16 protein-coding genes and 1 pseudogene are annotated in these 18,471 nt (G+C 61.7%); 11 read left to right on the plus strand and 6 right to left on the minus strand.

The window, feature by feature from the left end; genetic code table 11:
- Positions 1-46: 46 nt before the first annotated feature.
- Positions 47-1,357 (minus strand): adenylosuccinate lyase, encoded by a 1,311-nt coding sequence (gene purB, locus J3L12_RS13495; RefSeq protein ID WP_208015578.1) that lies wholly within the window; start codon positions 1,355-1,357, stop codon positions 47-49.
- 246 nt (positions 1,358-1,603) lie between these two features.
- Between purB and J3L12_RS13500 the strand changes: the two genes are divergently transcribed.
- Positions 1,604-2,290, plus strand: a complete 687-nt coding sequence (locus J3L12_RS13500) for an HAD-IA family hydrolase (protein WP_208015579.1) — start codon at positions 1,604-1,606, stop codon at positions 2,288-2,290.
- A 178-nt stretch (positions 2,291-2,468) separates the two neighbouring features.
- Here the strand turns inward: J3L12_RS13500 and pyrF are convergent, their stop codons facing one another.
- Complete coding sequence (gene pyrF, locus J3L12_RS13505; RefSeq protein WP_208015580.1) at positions 2,469-3,245, minus strand: orotidine-5'-phosphate decarboxylase; 777 nt, start codon at positions 3,243-3,245, stop codon at positions 2,469-2,471.
- A gap of 118 nt (positions 3,246-3,363) precedes the next feature.
- Entirely contained in the window at positions 3,364-4,359 is a 996-nt protein-coding gene (locus J3L12_RS13510; RefSeq protein ID WP_208015581.1) for an asparaginase, read from the minus strand.
- A 188-nt stretch (positions 4,360-4,547) separates the two neighbouring features.
- On the opposite strand from J3L12_RS13510, the gene J3L12_RS13515 reads away from it, so the two are divergent.
- The gene (locus tag J3L12_RS13515; RefSeq protein WP_208015582.1) at positions 4,548-5,393 is read left to right on the plus strand and encodes a hypothetical protein; all 846 of its coding nucleotides are present in this window, start codon (positions 4,548-4,550) and stop codon (positions 5,391-5,393) included.
- A 3-nt stretch (positions 5,394-5,396) separates the two neighbouring features.
- Here the strand turns inward: J3L12_RS13515 and J3L12_RS13520 are convergent, their stop codons facing one another.
- Entirely contained in the window at positions 5,397-5,825 is a 429-nt protein-coding gene (locus J3L12_RS13520; RefSeq protein WP_208015583.1) for a Rieske 2Fe-2S domain-containing protein, read from the minus strand.
- Between the two features lie 43 nt (positions 5,826-5,868).
- Positions 5,869-7,830 carry a PhoX family phosphatase gene (locus J3L12_RS13525; protein WP_208015584.1) on the minus strand — a complete coding sequence of 654 codons (1,962 nt, stop codon included), beginning with the start codon at positions 7,828-7,830 and terminating at the stop codon, positions 5,869-5,871.
- 190 nt (positions 7,831-8,020) lie between these two features.
- Here J3L12_RS13525 and J3L12_RS13530 point away from each other — a divergent pair.
- The 3 genes and pseudogenes from J3L12_RS13530 (at position 8,021) to J3L12_RS13540 (ending at position 10,452) form a co-directional block, all read left to right on the plus strand.
- Positions 8,021-9,532, plus strand: a pseudogene (locus J3L12_RS13530) (alkaline phosphatase).
- A gap of 62 nt (positions 9,533-9,594) precedes the next feature.
- Positions 9,595-10,035 (plus strand): Rieske 2Fe-2S domain-containing protein, encoded by a 441-nt coding sequence (locus J3L12_RS13535; protein ID WP_208015585.1) that lies wholly within the window; start codon positions 9,595-9,597, stop codon positions 10,033-10,035.
- 78 nt (positions 10,036-10,113) lie between these two features.
- Positions 10,114-10,452 carry a YegP family protein gene (locus J3L12_RS13540; RefSeq protein ID WP_208015586.1) on the plus strand — a complete coding sequence of 113 codons (339 nt, stop codon included), beginning with the start codon at positions 10,114-10,116 and terminating at the stop codon, positions 10,450-10,452.
- On the opposite strand, the gene J3L12_RS13545 is transcribed toward J3L12_RS13540, so the two are convergent.
- On the minus strand, positions 10,447-10,788 hold the full coding sequence (locus J3L12_RS13545) for a DUF309 domain-containing protein (protein ID WP_208015587.1): 342 nt from the start codon (positions 10,786-10,788) through the stop codon (positions 10,447-10,449). The genes J3L12_RS13540 and J3L12_RS13545 overlap by 6 nt on opposite strands.
- A gap of 99 nt (positions 10,789-10,887) precedes the next feature.
- Between J3L12_RS13545 and trxA the strand changes: the two genes are divergently transcribed.
- From trxA to pgm, 6 genes are all read left to right on the plus strand, one after another.
- On the plus strand, positions 10,888-11,220 hold the full coding sequence (gene trxA, locus J3L12_RS13550; RefSeq protein ID WP_208015588.1) for a thioredoxin: 333 nt from the start codon (positions 10,888-10,890) through the stop codon (positions 11,218-11,220).
- 263 nt (positions 11,221-11,483) lie between these two features.
- Complete coding sequence (locus J3L12_RS13555) at positions 11,484-12,710, plus strand: cytochrome P450 (protein WP_208015589.1); 1,227 nt, start codon at positions 11,484-11,486, stop codon at positions 12,708-12,710.
- A gap of 216 nt (positions 12,711-12,926) precedes the next feature.
- Complete coding sequence (plsX, locus tag J3L12_RS13560) at positions 12,927-13,913, plus strand: phosphate acyltransferase PlsX (RefSeq protein ID WP_208015590.1); 987 nt, start codon at positions 12,927-12,929, stop codon at positions 13,911-13,913.
- Positions 13,914-13,946: 33 nt separating this feature from the next.
- Positions 13,947-14,999, plus strand: coding sequence for a mechanosensitive ion channel family protein (locus J3L12_RS13565; protein WP_208015591.1), 1,053 nt, complete (start codon positions 13,947-13,949; stop codon positions 14,997-14,999).
- Between the two features lie 37 nt (positions 15,000-15,036).
- Complete coding sequence (gene lhgO, locus J3L12_RS13570; RefSeq protein WP_208015592.1) at positions 15,037-16,257, plus strand: L-2-hydroxyglutarate oxidase; 1,221 nt, start codon at positions 15,037-15,039, stop codon at positions 16,255-16,257.
- Between the two features lie 107 nt (positions 16,258-16,364).
- Entirely contained in the window at positions 16,365-18,011 is a 1,647-nt protein-coding gene (gene pgm / locus J3L12_RS13575; protein ID WP_208015593.1) for a phosphoglucomutase (alpha-D-glucose-1,6-bisphosphate-dependent), read from the plus strand.
- Positions 18,012-18,471 lie beyond the last annotated feature (460 nt).

Below are 18,471 nucleotides of genomic sequence, written 5' to 3' on the forward strand. Positions count from 1 at the left end.
CCCTCTATCCTGGCGAATCCTGGTCGTCTGACTTTATAGTACCCCTCTACAGCCCAAAACGGGCGTAGATGGTATCCACATGCCGCAAAAAATAGCCGGGGTCGAAGGCCCGGGCAAGGGCTTCTCCCTTGAGTGGGCAGGCCGGGTCGGCCTCGAGCAGTTCCCGAAAATCTCGCCCCTCTTCCCAGCTTTGCAGGGCGTTGCGCTGCACTACCTCGTAGGCGGTGGTTCGGTTCAGGCCGGACTCGATCAAAAAGCCCAGTACCCGCTGGGAGTACACCAGCCCTCGGGTCAGGTGCAGGTTGTGGGCAATGCGCGCCTCGTAGACCACCAACCCCTGCAAAACCCGCTTGAGGCGGCGTAGCATGTAGTGGGCCAGGGTGGTGGAGTCGGGTAGAATCACCCGCTCCACCGAGCTGTGCGAGATGTCGCGCTCGTGCCAGAGAGCCACGTTCTCGAGCTCGGCTTGCAGATTGCTGCGCAACAGCCGGGCCAGCCCCGAGATATTTTCCAGCGCCACCGGGTTTTTCTTGTGGGGCATGGAAGAGGAGCCGGTCTGCTTGTAGCTGAAAGGCTCCTGGGCTTCCAGCACCTCGGTGCGCTGCAAATGCCGCAGCTCCACGGCGATACGCTCTATGTTGGCTCCCAGAATGGCCAGGGCCCCCATCAGTTCGGCATGGCGGTCGCGCGGCACTACCTGGGTGGAAACCGGCTCGATCTGAAAACCCAGCTTCTGCGCTACCCAGGCCTCCACGGCGGGCTCCACATGGGCATAGTTCCCCACCGAGCCGGAAATCATGGCCACCCGGATGCCTTCGCGGGCTTTCTGCAGGCGTTCGCCGTCCCGCAACAAGGCCGCATAAAACGCTAAAAAGCGCAGCCCAAAGCTGGTGGGCTCGGCATGTACGCCGTGGGTGCGCCCCACCGCAGGCAGGTGCTTGTACCGGATGGCCAGGTTCTTGAGGGCCTCCTGCACCTGTGCCAGTTCCTGCTCGAGCAGGCCCAGGGCTTCCGAGAGCAAAACGTTCTGGGCGGTGTCCACCACATCGGTGCTGGTCAGGCCCAGGTGGAGCCAGCGGGCTACTTCGGCGTCGCCGGTCCATTCGGTCAGGGCGCGGGTAAAGGCCACAATGTCGTGCCGGGTCTCGGCCTCGATTTCGTCTACCCGTTTTGCGAAAGCCGCATCAATCGGTTTCTGATGTAGCGCGTCGCGCAAGCGCTGGGCGGTTTTGGGCGGAACCTGGCCCAGGCTTTCCCAGGCCTCCAGGGTCAGAATCTCCACCTCGGCCCAGGTCTGGTACTTGCGGGCCTCGCTCCACAAAGCCTGCATCTCGGGGGTTTGGTAGCGTTCAATCATGGTCTTTTTGTCCAGAACACAGCGCCAAACTGCCCGACTGGAACCCAGTCAGGCGCTACACCTCTCCGTGGTGGCGTAGGGAGATGGGGTACGGTTTTTTCACTCGGAATCCCTTGCTCTTCATGGCCTCACGGGACCATCTGGTGAGCAACGTCAAGAGACTATCACGCCCTGGAGATAGGGGCAACCTCTAGGGGAATGCAGATGCTGGCTTTATTTTCACAATGCCGGGTTACTATTGGGGCTATGGTGCGTGCGGTTTTGTTTGATGTGGGCGACACCCTTATTCTGGGGCATCCCAAATTCTGGCTCTGGCCGATTCTGGAAGCCAAAGGCATCGCCCAAAAAGCCGATCTGGCTCGGCTGCCCCAGGCCATTCGAGATGCCTACGAACACTATTCAGAACACCACATGAGCGCTACCGACGAGGCGACGGCCCTATCGTTTTGGCGGGCCTTTCACTGGGAGGTCATGAACGGTATCGGACTGGGGGCTTATGCCGATGAGGTAGCCGATTATCTGAGAGAGAACTGGCAAAGCCCGCACGTCTGGCCCCTTACGCCCGGAGCCAAAGAGGTGCTGGCTGCCCTGAAGGACGGGGGGTTCAAGCTGGGGGTGGTATCCAACTGGGACTGGACGCTGCCGGGGGTTTTACAGGCCACAGGGCTGGCAGATTTTTTTGACTACATTGGGGTTTCGGCGCTGGAAGGCGTAGCCAAGCCCGATCCGCGCTTTTTCCAGATCGTGCTGAGTAAGCTAGAGACTGAACCCCATCAGGCCATTCATATCGGCGACTCGGAGGACGACGTCAAAGGTGCCCTGGCCGCCGGGGTTCGGCCGGTGCTGTTCGACCCCTACAAGCAAAACCCCAATGCGATTGGCGACCTGGCCTGGGTGGTGGAGTATGCCACTGGCCGGGTGGACTGGCTGTAAGAAGACCTGCCACATTGAGCAGAACAGCATTGTCTGGCCTGGTTCGGGTTAGAGCGCCCTTCTCATTTTTGAGCCATCCGGCAATAAAAAGTCTTTTCCTGGACATAACAGTGGCCGCCCAACCAAACGGCTAAGTTTGTGAGAGGCGCGATAAAACTGCCCTGGGTAGTTCCGTACCCTACTGCAGTGTTGCCAGGTATCGTTCGGCCTGACGAACCGCATCCTCTATGTTGGGCTGCCCGCCGGGGTAAAAGAGCGCCCGGCTGGCCGAGTTCAGCAACCCCTGCCCGCGTACAGCCTCGCCTCCCTGGGCCCCTAAACCTGGCAACAGCAGCAGGGAGTGCGGCAATCGGCCCCGAATTTCATCAATCTGACCGGGATAGGTCGCCCCCACCACAGCCGCCACGCGCGACCATTCGCCCACCCGCTGCTGCTCGGCTTGCTGGGCCAGATAATCTGCCACGGCCCGGTACAGGGTGCTCCCGCTGGCCAGAGGCAAATCCTGGAAAAGCCCGGAGCCCGGATTGGAGGTCTTGACCAGCACAAACACCGCGCCCCCCGTTTGTTGGGCGGCCCGGAAAAAGGGTTCCAGGGCATCGCTGCCCAGATAGGGGTTCACCGTCAGGGCCGAGCCGGGGTAGGCCTCGAGGTAGGCCCTGGCATACGCTTCGGCCGTACTTCCGATGTCGCCGCGCTTGGCATCCACGATTACCGGCAGCGAGAGCACCCGGGCTGCAACAATCAGGTCGTGCATCAGGGCGAAAGCTTGAGGCCCCATCGCTTCAAAAAAAGCCGCCTGGAACTTCACCGCACAGATCTTTACCGCCAGGGCTTCCATGAGCTGTAGGGTATAGCGGCGGATGTGCGGTAGGGGGTCTTGGCCGTGCAGCCCTGGACGCGGATCCACCCCCAGCACCAGGGGTGGCCTTTCTATAACCGCCTCGACAAACTCCATCGCCTCAAGCCTACCCTTTGTCACCCGGTTTTCAAGACACCGATAAGCCCTTGCTGACCGGGTCACGGAACAATCTTCTGCGGAGGCGCGTATGAAGTATGCTCTGCTAAAGTTGGCGTCAAACCCAGTTCAGCTCGAGCCGCGCCTCCAGGTAGCCGACCTCGAGCTTCCGCACATTTCGAATAAGGGGTCGTCGCCATTCCAGCGCCACTTCCGGCGATAGCACGCCCAGCTCCTCCAGCAGCCGGACAACCATGGGCTCCCGGGCCTCGTTAGAGCCACTCTCCACCTTGAGCGCAACCCCGATACTGCCCCAGCGGGTGTCCCGCAGGGCCATCCCGTAGTAGCCATCGGCGCCGCGCTTGGCGACCAGTTGGGGTAGTTTTTGCATCAGCACGGTGTCTATGCTCTGGGGGCCTGCTACCAGGTCGGGGTGCTGTTGCATGGCCCGAAAAACGGCTTGCAAACCCTCCTGGTACTGGGGGGGCGCCGCCTCGGGCGCTGCCAGCAGGGCAAACATCCGGGCGGCAGGAGCCAGGGGCAGCACAAAGGTGGGCACGCTGCATCCATCGACTCCGTAGGGAATGTGCTGGTGCCCCGATAGGTCGCGCAGGGTTTGCAGGTTGAGCTGTTGTACCGGGTGATCGGGTTGCTCGTAGCCCCTGGGGTCGGCTCCCAGGGCTAAGGCGGCTGCCAGCATGCCGGTGTGCTTGCCCGAGCAGTTGTTGTGCAGCACGGTAGCGGGCTGGCCCGATTGCTGGAGGGCTTTACGCGAGGCGGGGTCGAAGGGCAGGTGGGCCCCACAGGCCAGGTAGCTGGCATCCAGCCCAAGCTTGTGCAGGTAGTTGGCGGCCATGGCTACGTGCTGCTCCATGCCGTCGTGGGAGGCGCAGGTCAGGGCTACCTCAGCCGGGGTGATACCAAAGCGCTGGATGGCCCCGCTCAGGTAGAGGGCCAGCGCCTGAAAAGGCTTGGCCGAGGAACGCATATGGGCGGCCAGGTAAGGGTTGCCACTGTAGGCCAGCACCTGGCCAGACGGATCGACAATAGCAATGGAGACTTTGTGGCGGTTTTCAATCAAGCCCCCGCGATAGGCGTAGGTATAGGCAGTCATCGTGCATAGCCTATCGCTTTGCGCGGATGGTTGTAAGGGTGCTTGGTGCCAACCTCCTGTGCGGAACGCGCATGATTTACCGTGCCGTAGACAAGGGCGCAGGGTTTTGATGGGTGAGGGTGGCGGGGCTATGCGTCGGGTTGGTCAAACCCGCACCTATGCTGACCCGGTTCTGCTACCCTAAACGTATGCAAAAGATCTGGAGCGTGCTTTTGGTGCTGGGTTTGTCGGTAGCGCAAGCCCCGCAAGGTTCGGTGCTGCTGCGTCTGAACTACGCCCAGCGTAACGGGCTGGCAGGAAATATCGTGGTGGTAGGAGCCTATCAGGGAGGACGCTTTATCGAGGCCGAAAAGCTAACCCACCTCGAGGCCCGGCGCTACCAGGTGTTTGGGCCCCAGGGCCGTATCAACCAGGCCCAGGGGGCTGGAGGGTTGAAAACCTCGGATATCTGCGACTGGAACCGGGAAACACCCCTGACGCTGCTCGAGCGCCGCGCCATGCAGTACCCCGCCTATGCCCTCTCGGCGCCCTGGAACCCCCAGCCGCGGGCGGTCACTTCGTTTGCACCTGCCGCCGCGCACCGCCAGGTGGTGGCTGCCGAACTGGGCCGCCGCAACATAAAGAAAGCCCCCAACATCACCCAGGCCCTGCGCACCGACCTGGATGGCGACGGACGCGAGGAGGTGATCCTGAGCGCGAATCAACCGGCCTTCTCGGTTCGTGAAGGCGTGATTGAGGGGCGCTACGCCGATGAGGTAGGCGACTATGGCCTGGTAATGGTTCGCAAGTTGGTCAGCGATACCGACCTGCGAACCTTTGTGCTAGACGTGACCTACCTCGACAAGCCCGTTGATAGCACCGAAGGGATCCCGCCCATGATCACCCGTCGGGTGGGAGCAATTCTCGACCTGGATGGCGACGGGAAGATGGAAGTCATCACCGAAGACTGGGTGCACGAGGGCTGGGGCAGCAAGGTCTGGCGCTGGAATGGACGACAGTTTGTGAAGGTGCTCGACTGGGGTTGTGGGCTTTGAGCCTCAGAGGTGTGTTAGACCCACCACCACAACCTGTTCGCCCTCGAGCGTTAGCCGCAACCCTGGCAAGTCCTCGTTGGCAACCCCAACCTCCAGGCGTCCATCGGCCCGCCGGAACAGACTTCCGTGGCAGTAGCAGATGAGCAGGGTGTCTGCCGCAGGGTGGAAGCGCACTTCGCAGCCGTTGTGCGGGCATTCGCGCAGGTAGCCCGCCAAATAAAAACCCGGCCCCACCTGCAGATGCTGGGGGCCGATGGGCCTGGGCTCAGGCACGCGGATCACCGTGGCTGGCTTGCCCAGATAGTAAAAATCCAGGTGGCTCCAGATGCGCTCAAACTGCTGGGTGCTGCCAACCGGTACTCGAGGCTGCTGGCCCACACCCCTGCCCACCAAGAGCCCCAGCAGCCCCTGGAGTGCCTGCCGCCGCTTCATGGCGAAACCCCCTCCCCTGAAACGGGGAAGGGGTTGTGGGCACTCATCCGCCAATAATACCACCGTCAAGCTTGCGAACGGCCACCACCGAGGGCCGGGGCACGTTGGTGCCGTCGGGCCAGGTGCTTACGGGCTTCTCGAGGGTGCCCCCTTCGCCCGGGTGCTGGATGCCTGCAAAGAAGTTTTTGTTGTCGGGTGTGAAGATGGGGCCGCAGATCTCCGCGCCCACCGGGGCCGACATAAACTGCCGCACGTAGCCGCGCTCGGGGCCCTGGGTGGGTACGGCATAGACCGCGTCGTTTTTCTTGAGCGAGCTGTCCTGCCCGTCGGTGGCGATCCACATGTTGCCGGCCTGGTCGAAGGTGATGTTGTCGGGGCAGGAGACCGTCGAGACTTTGTCCTTGGGGAAGCCTGCAAAGTAGGTGGTGGGATCCGAAGGCTCGCCCGCGACCAGGAACAAGGCCCAGCGGAAGGTGGTGGCGGTGGGGTCGTTGCCGGCTTCCAGCATCTCGATGATGTGGCCGTGGCGGTTGTCGGGCCGGGGGTTGGCGGCGTCTACCTGGGCGGCGGTGCGGCGGTTGTTGTTGGTCATCACGGCATACACCGCTCCCGTGACGGGGTTGCGCTCCACATCCTCGGGGCGATCCATCTTGGTGGCGCCCAGCAGGTCGGCGGCCAGCCGGGTATTAATCAGCACATCGGCCTGGCTGCTAAACCCGTTGGCCGCAGTAAGGGGGCCGTTGCCCTGCACCAGGGGTAGCCAGACCCCGGTGCCGTCGGCGTTGAACTTCGCGACGTAAAGGGTGCCCTCGTCCAGCAGGTTCAGGTTGGCCTTGCGGTCGGTGGGGTTGAAGCGGCCCTTGGTCACAAACTTGTACAGGTAGTCGAAGCGCTCGTCGTCGCCCATGTACAACACCACCTGGCCGCTCGGGGCCACGGTGGTCTCGGCGCCCTCGTGTTTGAAGCGGCCCAGGGCGGTGCGTTTCTTGGGGGTGGAGGTGGGGTCGTAGGGGTCAATCTCCACAATCCAGCCGTGGCGGAAGGGCTCGTTGGGCTCTTTGGTGAGGTCGAAGCGCTCGTAAAAGAGCTCCCAGCGCCGGCTGCTGTTGCCCCCCGGCAGCCCATAGCGGGCGTGGCTGCGCTTGATGGGGCCATCGGGCAGGGCGTTGTTGCCCGCGAAATACTGGTTGAAGTTCTCCTCCGCCGTCAGGATGGTGCCCCAGGGGGTGGTGCCGCCCGCGCAGTTGTTGAGCATGCCCAGCACCCGCTTACCGGTGGGGTCGGCCTTGGTCTGGAGCAAGGGGTGGCCGGCGGCGGGGCCGGTCAGCTCCATGGGGGTGGTGGCGGTGATGCGGCGGTTGTAGCTCGAGACCGGCACATAGTAGATGCTGCCGTCGGCATTGCGCCGCACCTCCACTGCGCTTCCCCCGTGAGCGGCCAGCTCAATATCCACCTGCTCTTTGGTGGGGCTGCCTTGCTTGTAGCCGGGGAACATCAGCTCGGGGTTGGTGTACTCGTGGTTGGCCCAGAGGATGGCCCGCCTCGAGTTGCTCGAGGCGTAGTCTGGCAGGGGCAGCCAGGAGATGTAGTCTACGTTGTAGCCGAAGGCGTTCTCCTGCGAGCGGGCGTCCCAGTTGTTCACGTCGAAGCGCTTTGCCCCCCGTCCGATGGGGTCGCCCCAGCGGATCACCACGTTGGTGGTGTAGCCCTCGGGTACCAGCAGTTTGTCCTCGGTGGACAGCCCGATGGGCTTGAAGCCCAGGCTGCTGCCGCCCTGGGCTTTGGCCAGGCTCGAGAGCCCCGAGAGCATCAAGAGCCCGCCCATGCTGGCGGCCATAAAGCTACGGCGGCTCAGGGCCTCTTCGACCACGCTCCGCACGTACTGGTTTTCGCTCTGGTTGAGGATGGGCTGGGCGCAGGCGTCGCCACATTTCCAGTGACAGGTGGCGGGGGAGCGACCGGCGATGTGGGTCTCGAGGTGAAACTCCTTCTCCAGTTGAATCATTTCCGCACTCCTTGGGACAGCTTGCTGTTCGTGGGTGGTTTTTGCAAATGAGAGCCAATCCCAACAAAACGCTAGGGCTTCTGGGTCAGAGGTTTGTCAGAAGATTTTTCGGATTCGCCTACACTCTGGCGAGCCTGGACTGACACGTTCCTGACGGCATATCGGTACGCTCCTGTAGGAGGTAACAACCATGAAACGTAGAGACCTTCTCAAAGCAGGCGTAGCAGCAGGGGTAGCGGGCGCACTCTCGGCCCAAGCCCAGAGCGCCTAGGCCAATCAGCCAGGCATCCTGGTGCGGGCCCGCAACCTGATTTTTTTCGCCTACGACGGCATGGGTTGGGAGGACTATGCCATTGCCCAGTATTACGCAAGGCGGGTGCTGGGTAAGCCGCTGGCCCTCGAGCGCTTCCTGGCTACCGGCATCAATGGCCTGCAAAACACCAACAGCCTGACCAGCTTCGTCACCGAGTCCAGTGCGGCCGGTAATGCCTGGAGTACCGGGGTCAAGACCGTCAACGGCGGGCTGGCCATTCATGTAGATGGGCGCAAACTGACCCCCATCTTTGCCCTGGCCAAGCAGCAGGGCAAAGCGGTGGGCCTGGTTTCCACGGCCACCATTACCCACGCCACCCCGGCCAGCTTTGTGGTCTCCAACCCCGACCGCAATGCCGAAGAGGAAATCGCCCAACAGTATCTGGACTTTGGGGCCGAAGTGTATCTGGGCGGTGGGCAGCGCTTTTTCGACCCGGCAGTGCGCCGTGACAAAAAAGATATGTACGCCGAGTTCGCTGCCAAGGGCTACGCGGTGGCCAAAACCCCGGCTGAGATGGAAGCCGCCAATGCTTCCAAGCTGCTGGGGGTGTTCAGCAGCAGCCACGTGCCCTACGAGGTAGACCGCCGCTTCCAGAACGCCAACGTGCCCAGCCTGGCCGCCATGACCCGCAAAGCCCTGCCCGTTCTGGCGGGCAAGCGCGAGGGCTTTGTGCTCCAGGTTGAGGCCGCCCGCATTGACCACGCCAACCACCTCAACGACGCTGCTGCTAGTATGTGGGACATTCTGGCTGCCGACGAAGCCCTGGAAGTGGTGATGAACTTTGTGGATCAGAACCCCGATACCCTGCTCATCATTGGCTCGGATCACGTCTGCGGAGCACCGGCCCTGTATGGGGCCGGGTCGGTGTACCGAGCCGGCAGTGTGGGGATTGACCTGCTCAGAAATGAGAAAGGCTCGATTGAATTCATGTTGGGTCGGTTGGGCAACCAGCCCACCACGGAGAGCGTCACCGAGCTGTACCGCACTGTGAAGGGCATTGCCCTCACGCCCGAACAAGCCCAGGCCGTGGTGGCAGCCATCACCCAGCGGGTTTTCCTGCCCGATGCTGTGGTGCGGGGTATCCAGCCTGCCAACACCCTGGCCTGGGTGATGCGCCAGACCGATGCTGCTCAGGTCAACCGGCCTAACATCGGCTGGAACTCGGGCCAGCACACCGCAGGCCCCACCTTGTTCGGACTCTACGGGCGGGGTGTAGGCGCAGCCCGCATCGGCCTGGTGGACAACACCTACAACTTTACCCTGATGACCCGTGCGTTGGGCATTCGCTTCCAGAACCCGGTGATGAGCGAGCAAGAGGCCCTCGAGGTGCTCAAAAGCCGCGCTGAGGTTCCCTGGAACCACCCCGACGATGCCCTGGCGCTGGCCTAACTAAAACAACCAGCGGGCAGGAGGCCACGCGCCTCCTGCCTGTGCTCAAAGGAGCCGACTGCATGAACCGCCGTGAAGCCCACAAAACCCTCCTGGGAAGTGCCCTGGCCCTGGTGGGGAGCAAAGGGCTGGGTCAGTCTGTACCGTCAGCGGTACGCATCGCTGAAACATCCCGTTTGTCGGAAGTCTGGGCCGATGTACCGTTCATGTTTGCGGGTCAGCCTGCCATTCTTGTGCGCGTGCCTGTTTCAAAGGAAGCTAACCCCCGAGTGTTCAGGGTCAGCGAGCAGGTCTATCTCACCGCTTACTCGAGGATTTGCACTCATCTGGGTTGCACCGTCCCTTTACCTGACCGCGAGCAGAAAATCGAGTGCGGTTGCCACGGCAGTCGCTTCCGGGCCGACGGTCTGCTGGTAGGGGGCCCGGCGGACAGGCCGCTCCGTGCGATTCGTCTGGAACTGCGCGACGGGGCGGTCTGGGCGGTGGGGTGGTTGGACAACTGAAGGGAAATGGATTTTGCATACCTCCTGGACGTAAATCGGGTAAGATAATCACGCTAGACCCCAATTCAGGAGGTATGTATGGCAGGCAAGTTTGTGCTCTCCACCACCTCAGACGGGCAGTATATGTTCAACCTCAAGGCCGGCAACGGCGAAACCATCCTCACCAGTGAGCGCTACCAGACCAGGGACAGCGCCCTCAATGGTATTGATTCTGTTCGCAAAAACGCTCTCCTGGACGAACGCTACGAGCGCCGCACGGCCAGCAACGGCGAACCATATTTCGTACTCAAGGCCGCCAACCACCAGGAAATTGGACGCAGCGAGATGTACAGCTCCGAGGTCGCTATGGAAAACGGAATTGCCTCGGTCAAGAAAAATGCGCCAGAGGCTACCCTGGACGACCAGACCACCTCATAGCAACGGAAAGTCAGGCAGGCTTTGCAGCTCACGTTCCAGCGCAAGGCGCACCTCTTCCACCAGGGCTTTCACCCGGATCCCCTGATAGTTTGCGGGGATTCCATCCAGGTGTTTCAGGGCCTTATCGAAGTTACGCCAGCCGCCTGTGGAGCTGCTCTTGGCCTTGTGCAAAGCGGCAGCCAGCAAGATGATGCCGTGAGTCAGTGCCCGGTCTGGGCCCGCGAGTCGTATCCACAGAGGCTCTAGAGCCTCATGAACCTCCCAGAATAAACCCTGGTTCCACAGGTTCAAGGCCTCGAGGTACTCCGGGGTACGTAGCAAATCAATTTCCCGCACTATAAAAAGTGTATCGGCTTCCCCTATGGCTTGCCAACAGTGCTAAAGTGTACAACCGGAAGGGCTGTAGCCCTGGCCCAGTGTGAGAGGTAAATCGCTATGGCAAAACCCATCGAAGTGAACGATGCCAACTTTGACGAAATCCTGAAGCAGAATCAGTTTGTGCTGGTGGATTTCTGGGCCGAGTGGTGTGGCCCTTGCCGTATGGTGGCCCCGGTCATGGAAGACCTGGCCAAAGAGTACGAAGGCAGATTGAAAGTGGCCAAGCTGGATGTGGACTCCAACCCCCAGACCGCCATGAAGTTTCGGGTGATGAGCATTCCCACCATCATTCTGTTCAAGAATGGTCAGCCGGTGGAGGTTATGGTGGGAGCGGCCCCCAAGAATAGCTTTGTGGCCCGCCTGAACAAGCACCTGCCGGTCAGTGCCTAAGCGCCGTTTATCCAACCCCTCCCCACCGGGAGGGTCTGTTGGTTTTGCCACAGGGGATTAGAGCGCTTTTCACAAAAACCGAGCCATCCGGGATGAAGAGCTCTTTGTTCTGGATAGAACTGTGGCCGCCGGGAAACTCGAAACCCAAGCACCCGTGGGCCGGGCCCGGCCTACGCTTGGGTGTGTAACATGCGCTTGGGCCGAGACGTACTCTCGTTTTCGCGGGCGGCCACGTCTGGGAAAAGCGCGATATGCTGTTGGCGATGCAAACCTATCACCTCAACATCAACGACCCCGCGTTCGTTCGCGACCCCTACCCCACCCTGGCGCACCTGCGGGAGCACCTGCCGGTCTTCTACGACGAGGTCTGGAACAAGGTCTTTTTCCTGCGCTACGAAGATATTGCCAACCTGTTGCGGGATAAACGGCTGGGCCGCTCGATTACCCACATTCTTTCCCGCGATGAGCTGGGCTGGCCCCCGCCCAACCCCCTGACCCGCGACTTCGACCATTTTCAGGAAAACCACATGCTCGACAGCGAGCCCCCCAAGCACACCCGCCTCAAGGGCCTGATGCTGAAAGCCTTTACCCCGGCCCGGGTGGAAGGGCTCAGGAGCAAAATCCAGAAGATTGTGAACAGCTTGCTCGACCGTGCAGAGGATCGGGGCCGGATGGACTTGCTGGCCGATTACGCCGAGCCCCTGCCGGTAACGGTGATTGCCGAGCTCTTAGGCGTTCCCGAAGAAGACCGCCCCCTCTTGCGCCCCTGGTCGGCCAAAATTGTGAAGCTCTATGAGCTGGGCTACACCGACGAGCAGGCCAAAGAGGCCAACCAGGCGGTGGTGGAGTTCTCGAGCTACATCAAGCAACTGGCCGACGAACGCCGCAAAAAGCCCGGCGAAGACCTGATTTCGGCGCTGGTACAGGTCGAAGAACAGGGTGACAAGCTCACCCCCGACGAGCTGGTGGCCAACTGCATTTTGCTCCTGAACGCCGGCCACGAGGCCACCGTGAACGGCACCACGGCGGGTTTTCTGGCCCTGGCCCGCAATCCCGACCAGATGGCGCGGGCTCAAGAGGCTGCCGCCAGGAACCAGCCCGAGTTCTTCAAGCTGGCCGTAGAGGAGCTGCTGCGCTTCGATACCCCCCTGCCCATGTTCGAGCGCTGGGTGCTGGAAGATCTGGACTACAAAGGTATTCCGTTGCGGCGTGGTCAGGAGGTAGCCCTGATGTACGCCTCCGGCAACCGCGACCCGCGCAAGTTTGCCAACCCCGACCAGCTCGACCTGACCCGCTTGGAAAACCAACACCTAACCTTTGGGCTGGGCATCCACTACTGCATCGGGGCGCCGCTGGCCCGCCTCGAGCTGCAAACCTCCTTCCAGACCCTGCTCAAGCGGCTCCCGAACATTCATCTGGCCGCCGACCAGATCGAGTACACGGGCGGGTTTGTCATCCGGGGCCACAAGGCCATGCCGGTCGCCTGGTGATGCCCACTTCACCTGGACAGTCGTCTTTTAGGGGCGTTCCCACGCCCCCTCATCCGGCAACACCCCAGGCAGGGTCAATGGTGTTCCCGTCACTGTTCGTAAATAGCGAGGGTGAAGTGTTGCCACCTTCTCCCGCAAGGGGCGAAGGAAAGGGGTTCATTTGGTGTAAGTGGCTATTCCTTCCAGCATTAGGCTCTGGGCTTTAGGCTATATCCCATGAAACCCATTGCCCTGGATGCCATGGGGGGCGACCATGCCCCCAAGGTCACGGTAGAAGGTGCGCTCCTGGCCCAAAGCCAGGGGATTCCGGTGGTGCTGGTGGGCCCTACCGATACGCTAAAGGAGGAACTGCGGAAACAGGGGGGCGACCTGCCCATCGTGGAAGCCCCCGAGTACATCACCATGCAAGACCACGCCACCGATGTGCGCAAGAAGCGACGCGCTTCTATAAACGTCTGCATGGAGCTGGTTAAGCAAAAGGAGGCCTCGGCGGTGGTGGCCATGGGGCACACCGGGGCCACGTTGGCCTCGGCGCTCTTTAACCTGGGGCGCATTAAGGGGGTGGATCGGCCCACATTGCTCATCGAACTACCCAGCGAAAGAGGCCGCACCTACCTGACCGATGGCGGCGCCAACGTGGACTGCCGCCCTGAGTGGCTGGTGCAGTTTGCGGTTATGGCCACCGCGTATGCCCAGGCCCAGGGGGTCGAAAGCCCCAGCGTAGGGCTGCTCTCCATCGGCGAGGAAGAGGAAAAGGGCAACGAACTGACCCTAAAAACCTTTCCGCTGCTCAAGGCCACACCGGGTATTCGCTTCTATGGCAATGTGGAAGGGCGCGACATCTTCAAAGGTACCACCGATATTGTGGTCACCGACGGCTATACCGGCAACGTGGTGCTCAAGCTTTCCGAGGGTGAGGCCCGTACCCTTTTCAAGTGGGTACGGGAGGCCCTGAGCGGGGGTTCTTTGCTCACCAAACTGGGGGCCTTGTTGGTGCGAGGGGCCTTGCAGGGCTTGCGGGCCAGGATGGACCCTGCCGAGTACGGTGCGATGCCGCTACTGGGGGTGGAAGGCCCGGTGTTCATCGGCCACGGCTCCGCCGATGGGCGGGCTGTACAGAGCGCCCTTCGCAAGGCAAAGGGTGTGGTGGAGGCGGGTCTGGTGGAGCGGGTGCGGGTTGGTATTGCCCAGTTAGCGGTTTAGCGTAGAACAGCAGGGGAGGAGGAATCACAAGCGATGGAGACCTCGAGCGTCTGGCTACGCACCATTGTCAGCATCGGCCTTTTGATTCTGGGTTTCTGGGTTGGGCGGGGCGGCATGGGCCTCCTGACCTGGCTGGGCCGCCTGACCCCGGACGAGCGGGATGACCGCTACTGGCGGGTGGTGGGCTGGCTGTGGTGGGGGGTTACGGGGCTGATGATAGCCTCACTCATATTACATGTCTGGGAGGTGGTACTCGAGCCCCTGCACGGCTGGGGCCGCACCCTGTATGTCTGGCTGGGCGAGCGCGGCCTGGCGGTGCTGCTGATTGCCGGGGCCACCTCGCTGGCGCTGCGCCTGGTGCCCCGCCTGTTGCAGCGCGTGCCGGTGGGCACCGGCGAGTTCAGCCGCGAGCAGGTGCGGGCCCAGACCCTCAAGAGCGTGCTGGAGTCGGTCTTGCAGGTCTTGATTGTGGTGCTGGGCGTGCTCTTTGCCCTCTCGAACCTGGGCCTGAACGTGACCGCCTTGCTGGCCGGGGCCGGAGTGGTGGGGCTCGGTATCTCGCTGGCCGCACAGAACCTGATCCGGGACGTGCTTAATGGCTTCTTTATCCTGCTGGAAGACCAGTACGGGGTGGGCGATGTAATCACGGTGGGCCAGCTTTCCGGCGGGGTGGAGCGCTTCAACCTGCGGATTACCGTGTTGCGCGACCTCGAGGGCCGGGTGCACTTTATCCCCAACTCCACCATCCAGCAGGTCACGGTGATGAGCCGCGACTGGGCCCGGGCGGTGGTGGATGTCTCGGTGGCCTATGAAACGCCGGTGGACAGGGCCCTGGAGGTTATACGCTCGGAGGCCGAGGCCTTTTACCACGACCCCGTGTGGCGCGATAAGTTCACCGACCAGCCCCCCGAGACCCTGGGCATCCAGCAACTGGCCGACTCGGGCATCCTGATTCGGGTGCTGTTCAACGCCAAGCCCAAAGAACAGTGGGCCATTGGCCGGGAGTTCCGCCGCCGCATCAAGCTGCGCCTCGATGCCGAGGGAATCGCGATTCCCTACCCCACCCGGCGCATCGTCAACACCTGAACCTGTTTGTGTGCAACCCCCGCATAGAATGAGGGGGATGAAAACCTGCGATTACCTGATTATCGGTGGGGGCATTGTGGGCCTGACCATTGCCCTCGAGCTCAAGAAGCGCAACCGAACCGCGAGCATTGTGGTGCTGGAGAAAGAACCGGAACTGGCCGTTCACGGTTCGGGGCGCAACTCCGGGGTGCTGCATGCCGGTTTTTACTACACTGCCGACTCGCTCAAGGCCCGCTTTACCCGTGATGGCAACGCCCGCTGGAAACAGTTTGTAGAGGAGCGCGGTCTGAAAATCAACCGCTGCGGCAAGCTGGTGGTGGCCAAAAACGAGCAGGAAGTGGAGGGGCTGCGCGAACTCAAGCGCCGGGGCGACCTGAACGGGGTCGAGACCTATCTGATTCCCCTCGAGGAGGCCAAGAAAATCGAGCCCAGGGTCAAAACCACCGAGCTGGCCCTGTGGTCGCCCAACACCGCTACCGTAGACCCCAAGGAATGCATGGCGGCCATTGCGGCGGAGTGCCAGGCCCAGGGGATTGAAATTCGCCTGAACAGCCCCTACCAGGCGCGGCGCGGCCAGGATGTCATCACACCCCAGGAGGTCTACAGCGCGGGCTTTGTGGTCAATGCTGCGGGGCTTCATGCCGACAAGGTCGCCCACGACTTTGGCATCGGGCTGCGTTACCGCATTCTGCCTTTCAAGGGCCTGTATGTGTATGGCTCCGAGCCAGTGGGAGCGCTGCGAACCAACATCTACCCGGTGCCCGACCTGCGCAACACCTTCCTGGGCGTCCACTTTACCGTTACGGTGGATGGCAAAGCCAAAATTGGCCCCACCGCTATCCCCGCCTTCTGGCGCGAGAACTACGAGGGGCTCAAAGGCTTCGATGCCGCCGAAGCCCTCTCCATTCTGCGCGACGAAGCCATTTTGTTTTTCCGCAACGACTTCAACTTCCGGGGGATTGCCCTCGAGGAAATCAAAAAATACTCCCAGGCTTACCTGGTCAGGCAGGCCTCGGCCCTGCTCGAGGGGGTCAGGCTGGAAAACTACCGCACCTGGGGCCGCCCTGGCATCCGCGCCCAGCTCTACGACCACCAGGACAAAAAACTGGTGATGGACTTCATGCTCGAGGGCAACCCGGAGAGCCTGCACGTGTTGAACGCCATCTCGCCGGCCTGGACCGCCTCCATGCCCTTTGCCGAGTATGTGGTGGATCAGATCGAGGCCTTGCACAAGGGTAAAGAGGTGGCAAAGGCGTAACGAGCGTCAAAGGTCTAGGGTCGATGGTCCATAGTCAATGGACGATTGACTATCGACTATGGACTATGGACTATAGCTGAAATAGACTCCTCCCAGAAGGAGCTGTTATGAGCCTACACCCCCTGGCCGGCAAACCTGCCCCGCACAGCATTCTGGTCAATATCCCGCGGCTGGTGAGCAGCTACTACGCCCTGCAGCCCAACCCCGAGAACCCGGCCCAGCAGGTGGCTTTTGGCACCAGCGGCCACCGGGGCACCTCCACTCAAGGCACCTTCAACGAGGCCCATATTCTGGCGGTCTCGCAAGCGGTGGCCGAGTACCGCGCCGAGCAGGGCATCACCGGGCCGCTTTTTTTGGGGATGGACACCCACGCCCTTTCCGAGGCTGCCTGGATTACTGCGGTAGAGGTACTGGCGGCTAATGGGGTGGATGTGCGGGTGGCCAAAGGGCGCGGCTACACGCCCACTCCCCTGGTCTCCCATGCCATCCTCGAGTACAACCGAGGCCGTAAGGCCGGACTGGCCGACGGCATCGTGATTACCCCCAGCCACAACCCTCCGCAGGACGGCGGCTTCAAGTACAACCCCCCCAGCGGCGGCCCTGCCGACACCAGCGTGACCAAGGTGGTGCAGGAACGGGCCAACCAGATCCTGCGCGATGGCCTCACCGAGGTAAAACGCTGGCCCCTGAGCCAGGCCCTCAACACCGTTCAGGAGTTCGACTTCGTCACGCCCTACGTGCGGCAGTTGGGCAGCATCCTGGATATGGAGGCCATTAAGGCGGCGGGGGTGCGGATTGGGGTAGACCCCCTGGGAGGCTCCTCGCTCGAGGTCTGGCAGCAAATTGCCCAGCACTACGGCCTGAACCTGACCATCGTCAACGAACGCATTGACCCCAGCTTTGCCTTCATGACCGTAGACAAGGACGGCAAAATTCGCATGGACTGCTCGTCGCCCTATGCCATGGCCTCGCTGATTGGCCTGAAGGACAGGTTCGACGTGGCCATCGGCAACGACCCCGACGCCGACCGGCACGGCATCGTGACCCCCGACGGGCTGATGAACCCCAACCACTACCTGGCGGTGTGCATCTTCTACCTCTACCAGCACCGCCCCCAGTGGCGTTCGGATATGGGAGTGGGGAAGACCCTGGTCAGCAGCAGCATGATTGACCGGGTGGCCCAGAGCCTGGGCAGGCGGCTCTTTGAAGTGCCGGTGGGTTTCAAGTATTTCGTGGATGGGCTGCTTGCAGGAACCCTTGGGTTTGGCGGTGAGGAAAGCGCCGGGGCCTCGTTCTTGCGCATGGATGGTACGGCCTGGAGTACCGACAAGGACGGTATTATTCTGGGCTTGCTGGCCGCCGAGATTCTGGCCAGAACCGGCAAGCCGCCCAGCCAGCATTACCACGACCTCGAGGCCCGCTTTGGTTCCTCGGCCTATACCCGTATAGACGCCGAGGCCAACAGCGCCCAGAAGAAAGCCCTGGCCAACCTCTCGCCCGAGATGGTCACGGCTACCGAACTGGCTGGCGAGCCCATCCGGGCCAAGCTGACCCGAGCCCCTGGCAACAACGAGCCCATCGGGGGGCTTAAGGTCGTGACCGAGAACGCCTGGTTTGCCGCCCGGCCCTCGGGCACCGAGGACGTGTACAAGATCTATGCCGAGAGCTTCAAGGGCGAGGCGCACCTGGAACGTGTGCTGATTGAGGCCAGGGAAGTGGTGAATGCAGCCTTCAGGGCAGCGGGGGTTTTATAAACTCGGCCATAGGAGAGCGTTGTAAAGCTGACTATACAACCCAAATCGAAAGTCGGTGAAAAGGCTCGCCAACCCGTCTCTCGGGGAACCGCCGTCATATAAAGGGAAAGCCCCGAAAGGGGTGGAAAATAAAGAGGAGGAGAGACGAAGTCGTCAAAGGCTAGAAGCCACTCGCAATGCAACCCGTCCCTCCTCTTTATGCTTTGCGGAGCCCCGCTAAAACTGGTACGGCCAAGGGTCTGATGACTCCAAGAGCCACTTTAACCGATATGACAGGGCCAAGCAAAGAGGTCTAAGGTTTGGAGGCTTGGAATGAAGAGAAACAGCGAGCAGCAGGGAAAGGAGCAGCAGGGAAGACTGTTGGGGGTGGGGATAGATGTGAGCAAGGGGAGCTTGGCAGTAGCCATGAGGTATGAGACGAAGGAGGTGGAGGTTGAATATCGTAATGATGAGGAAGGGA

The sequence above is a fragment of the Meiothermus sp. CFH 77666 genome (assembly GCF_017497985.1).
GTDB lineage: Bacteria > Deinococcota > Deinococci > Deinococcales > Thermaceae > Meiothermus.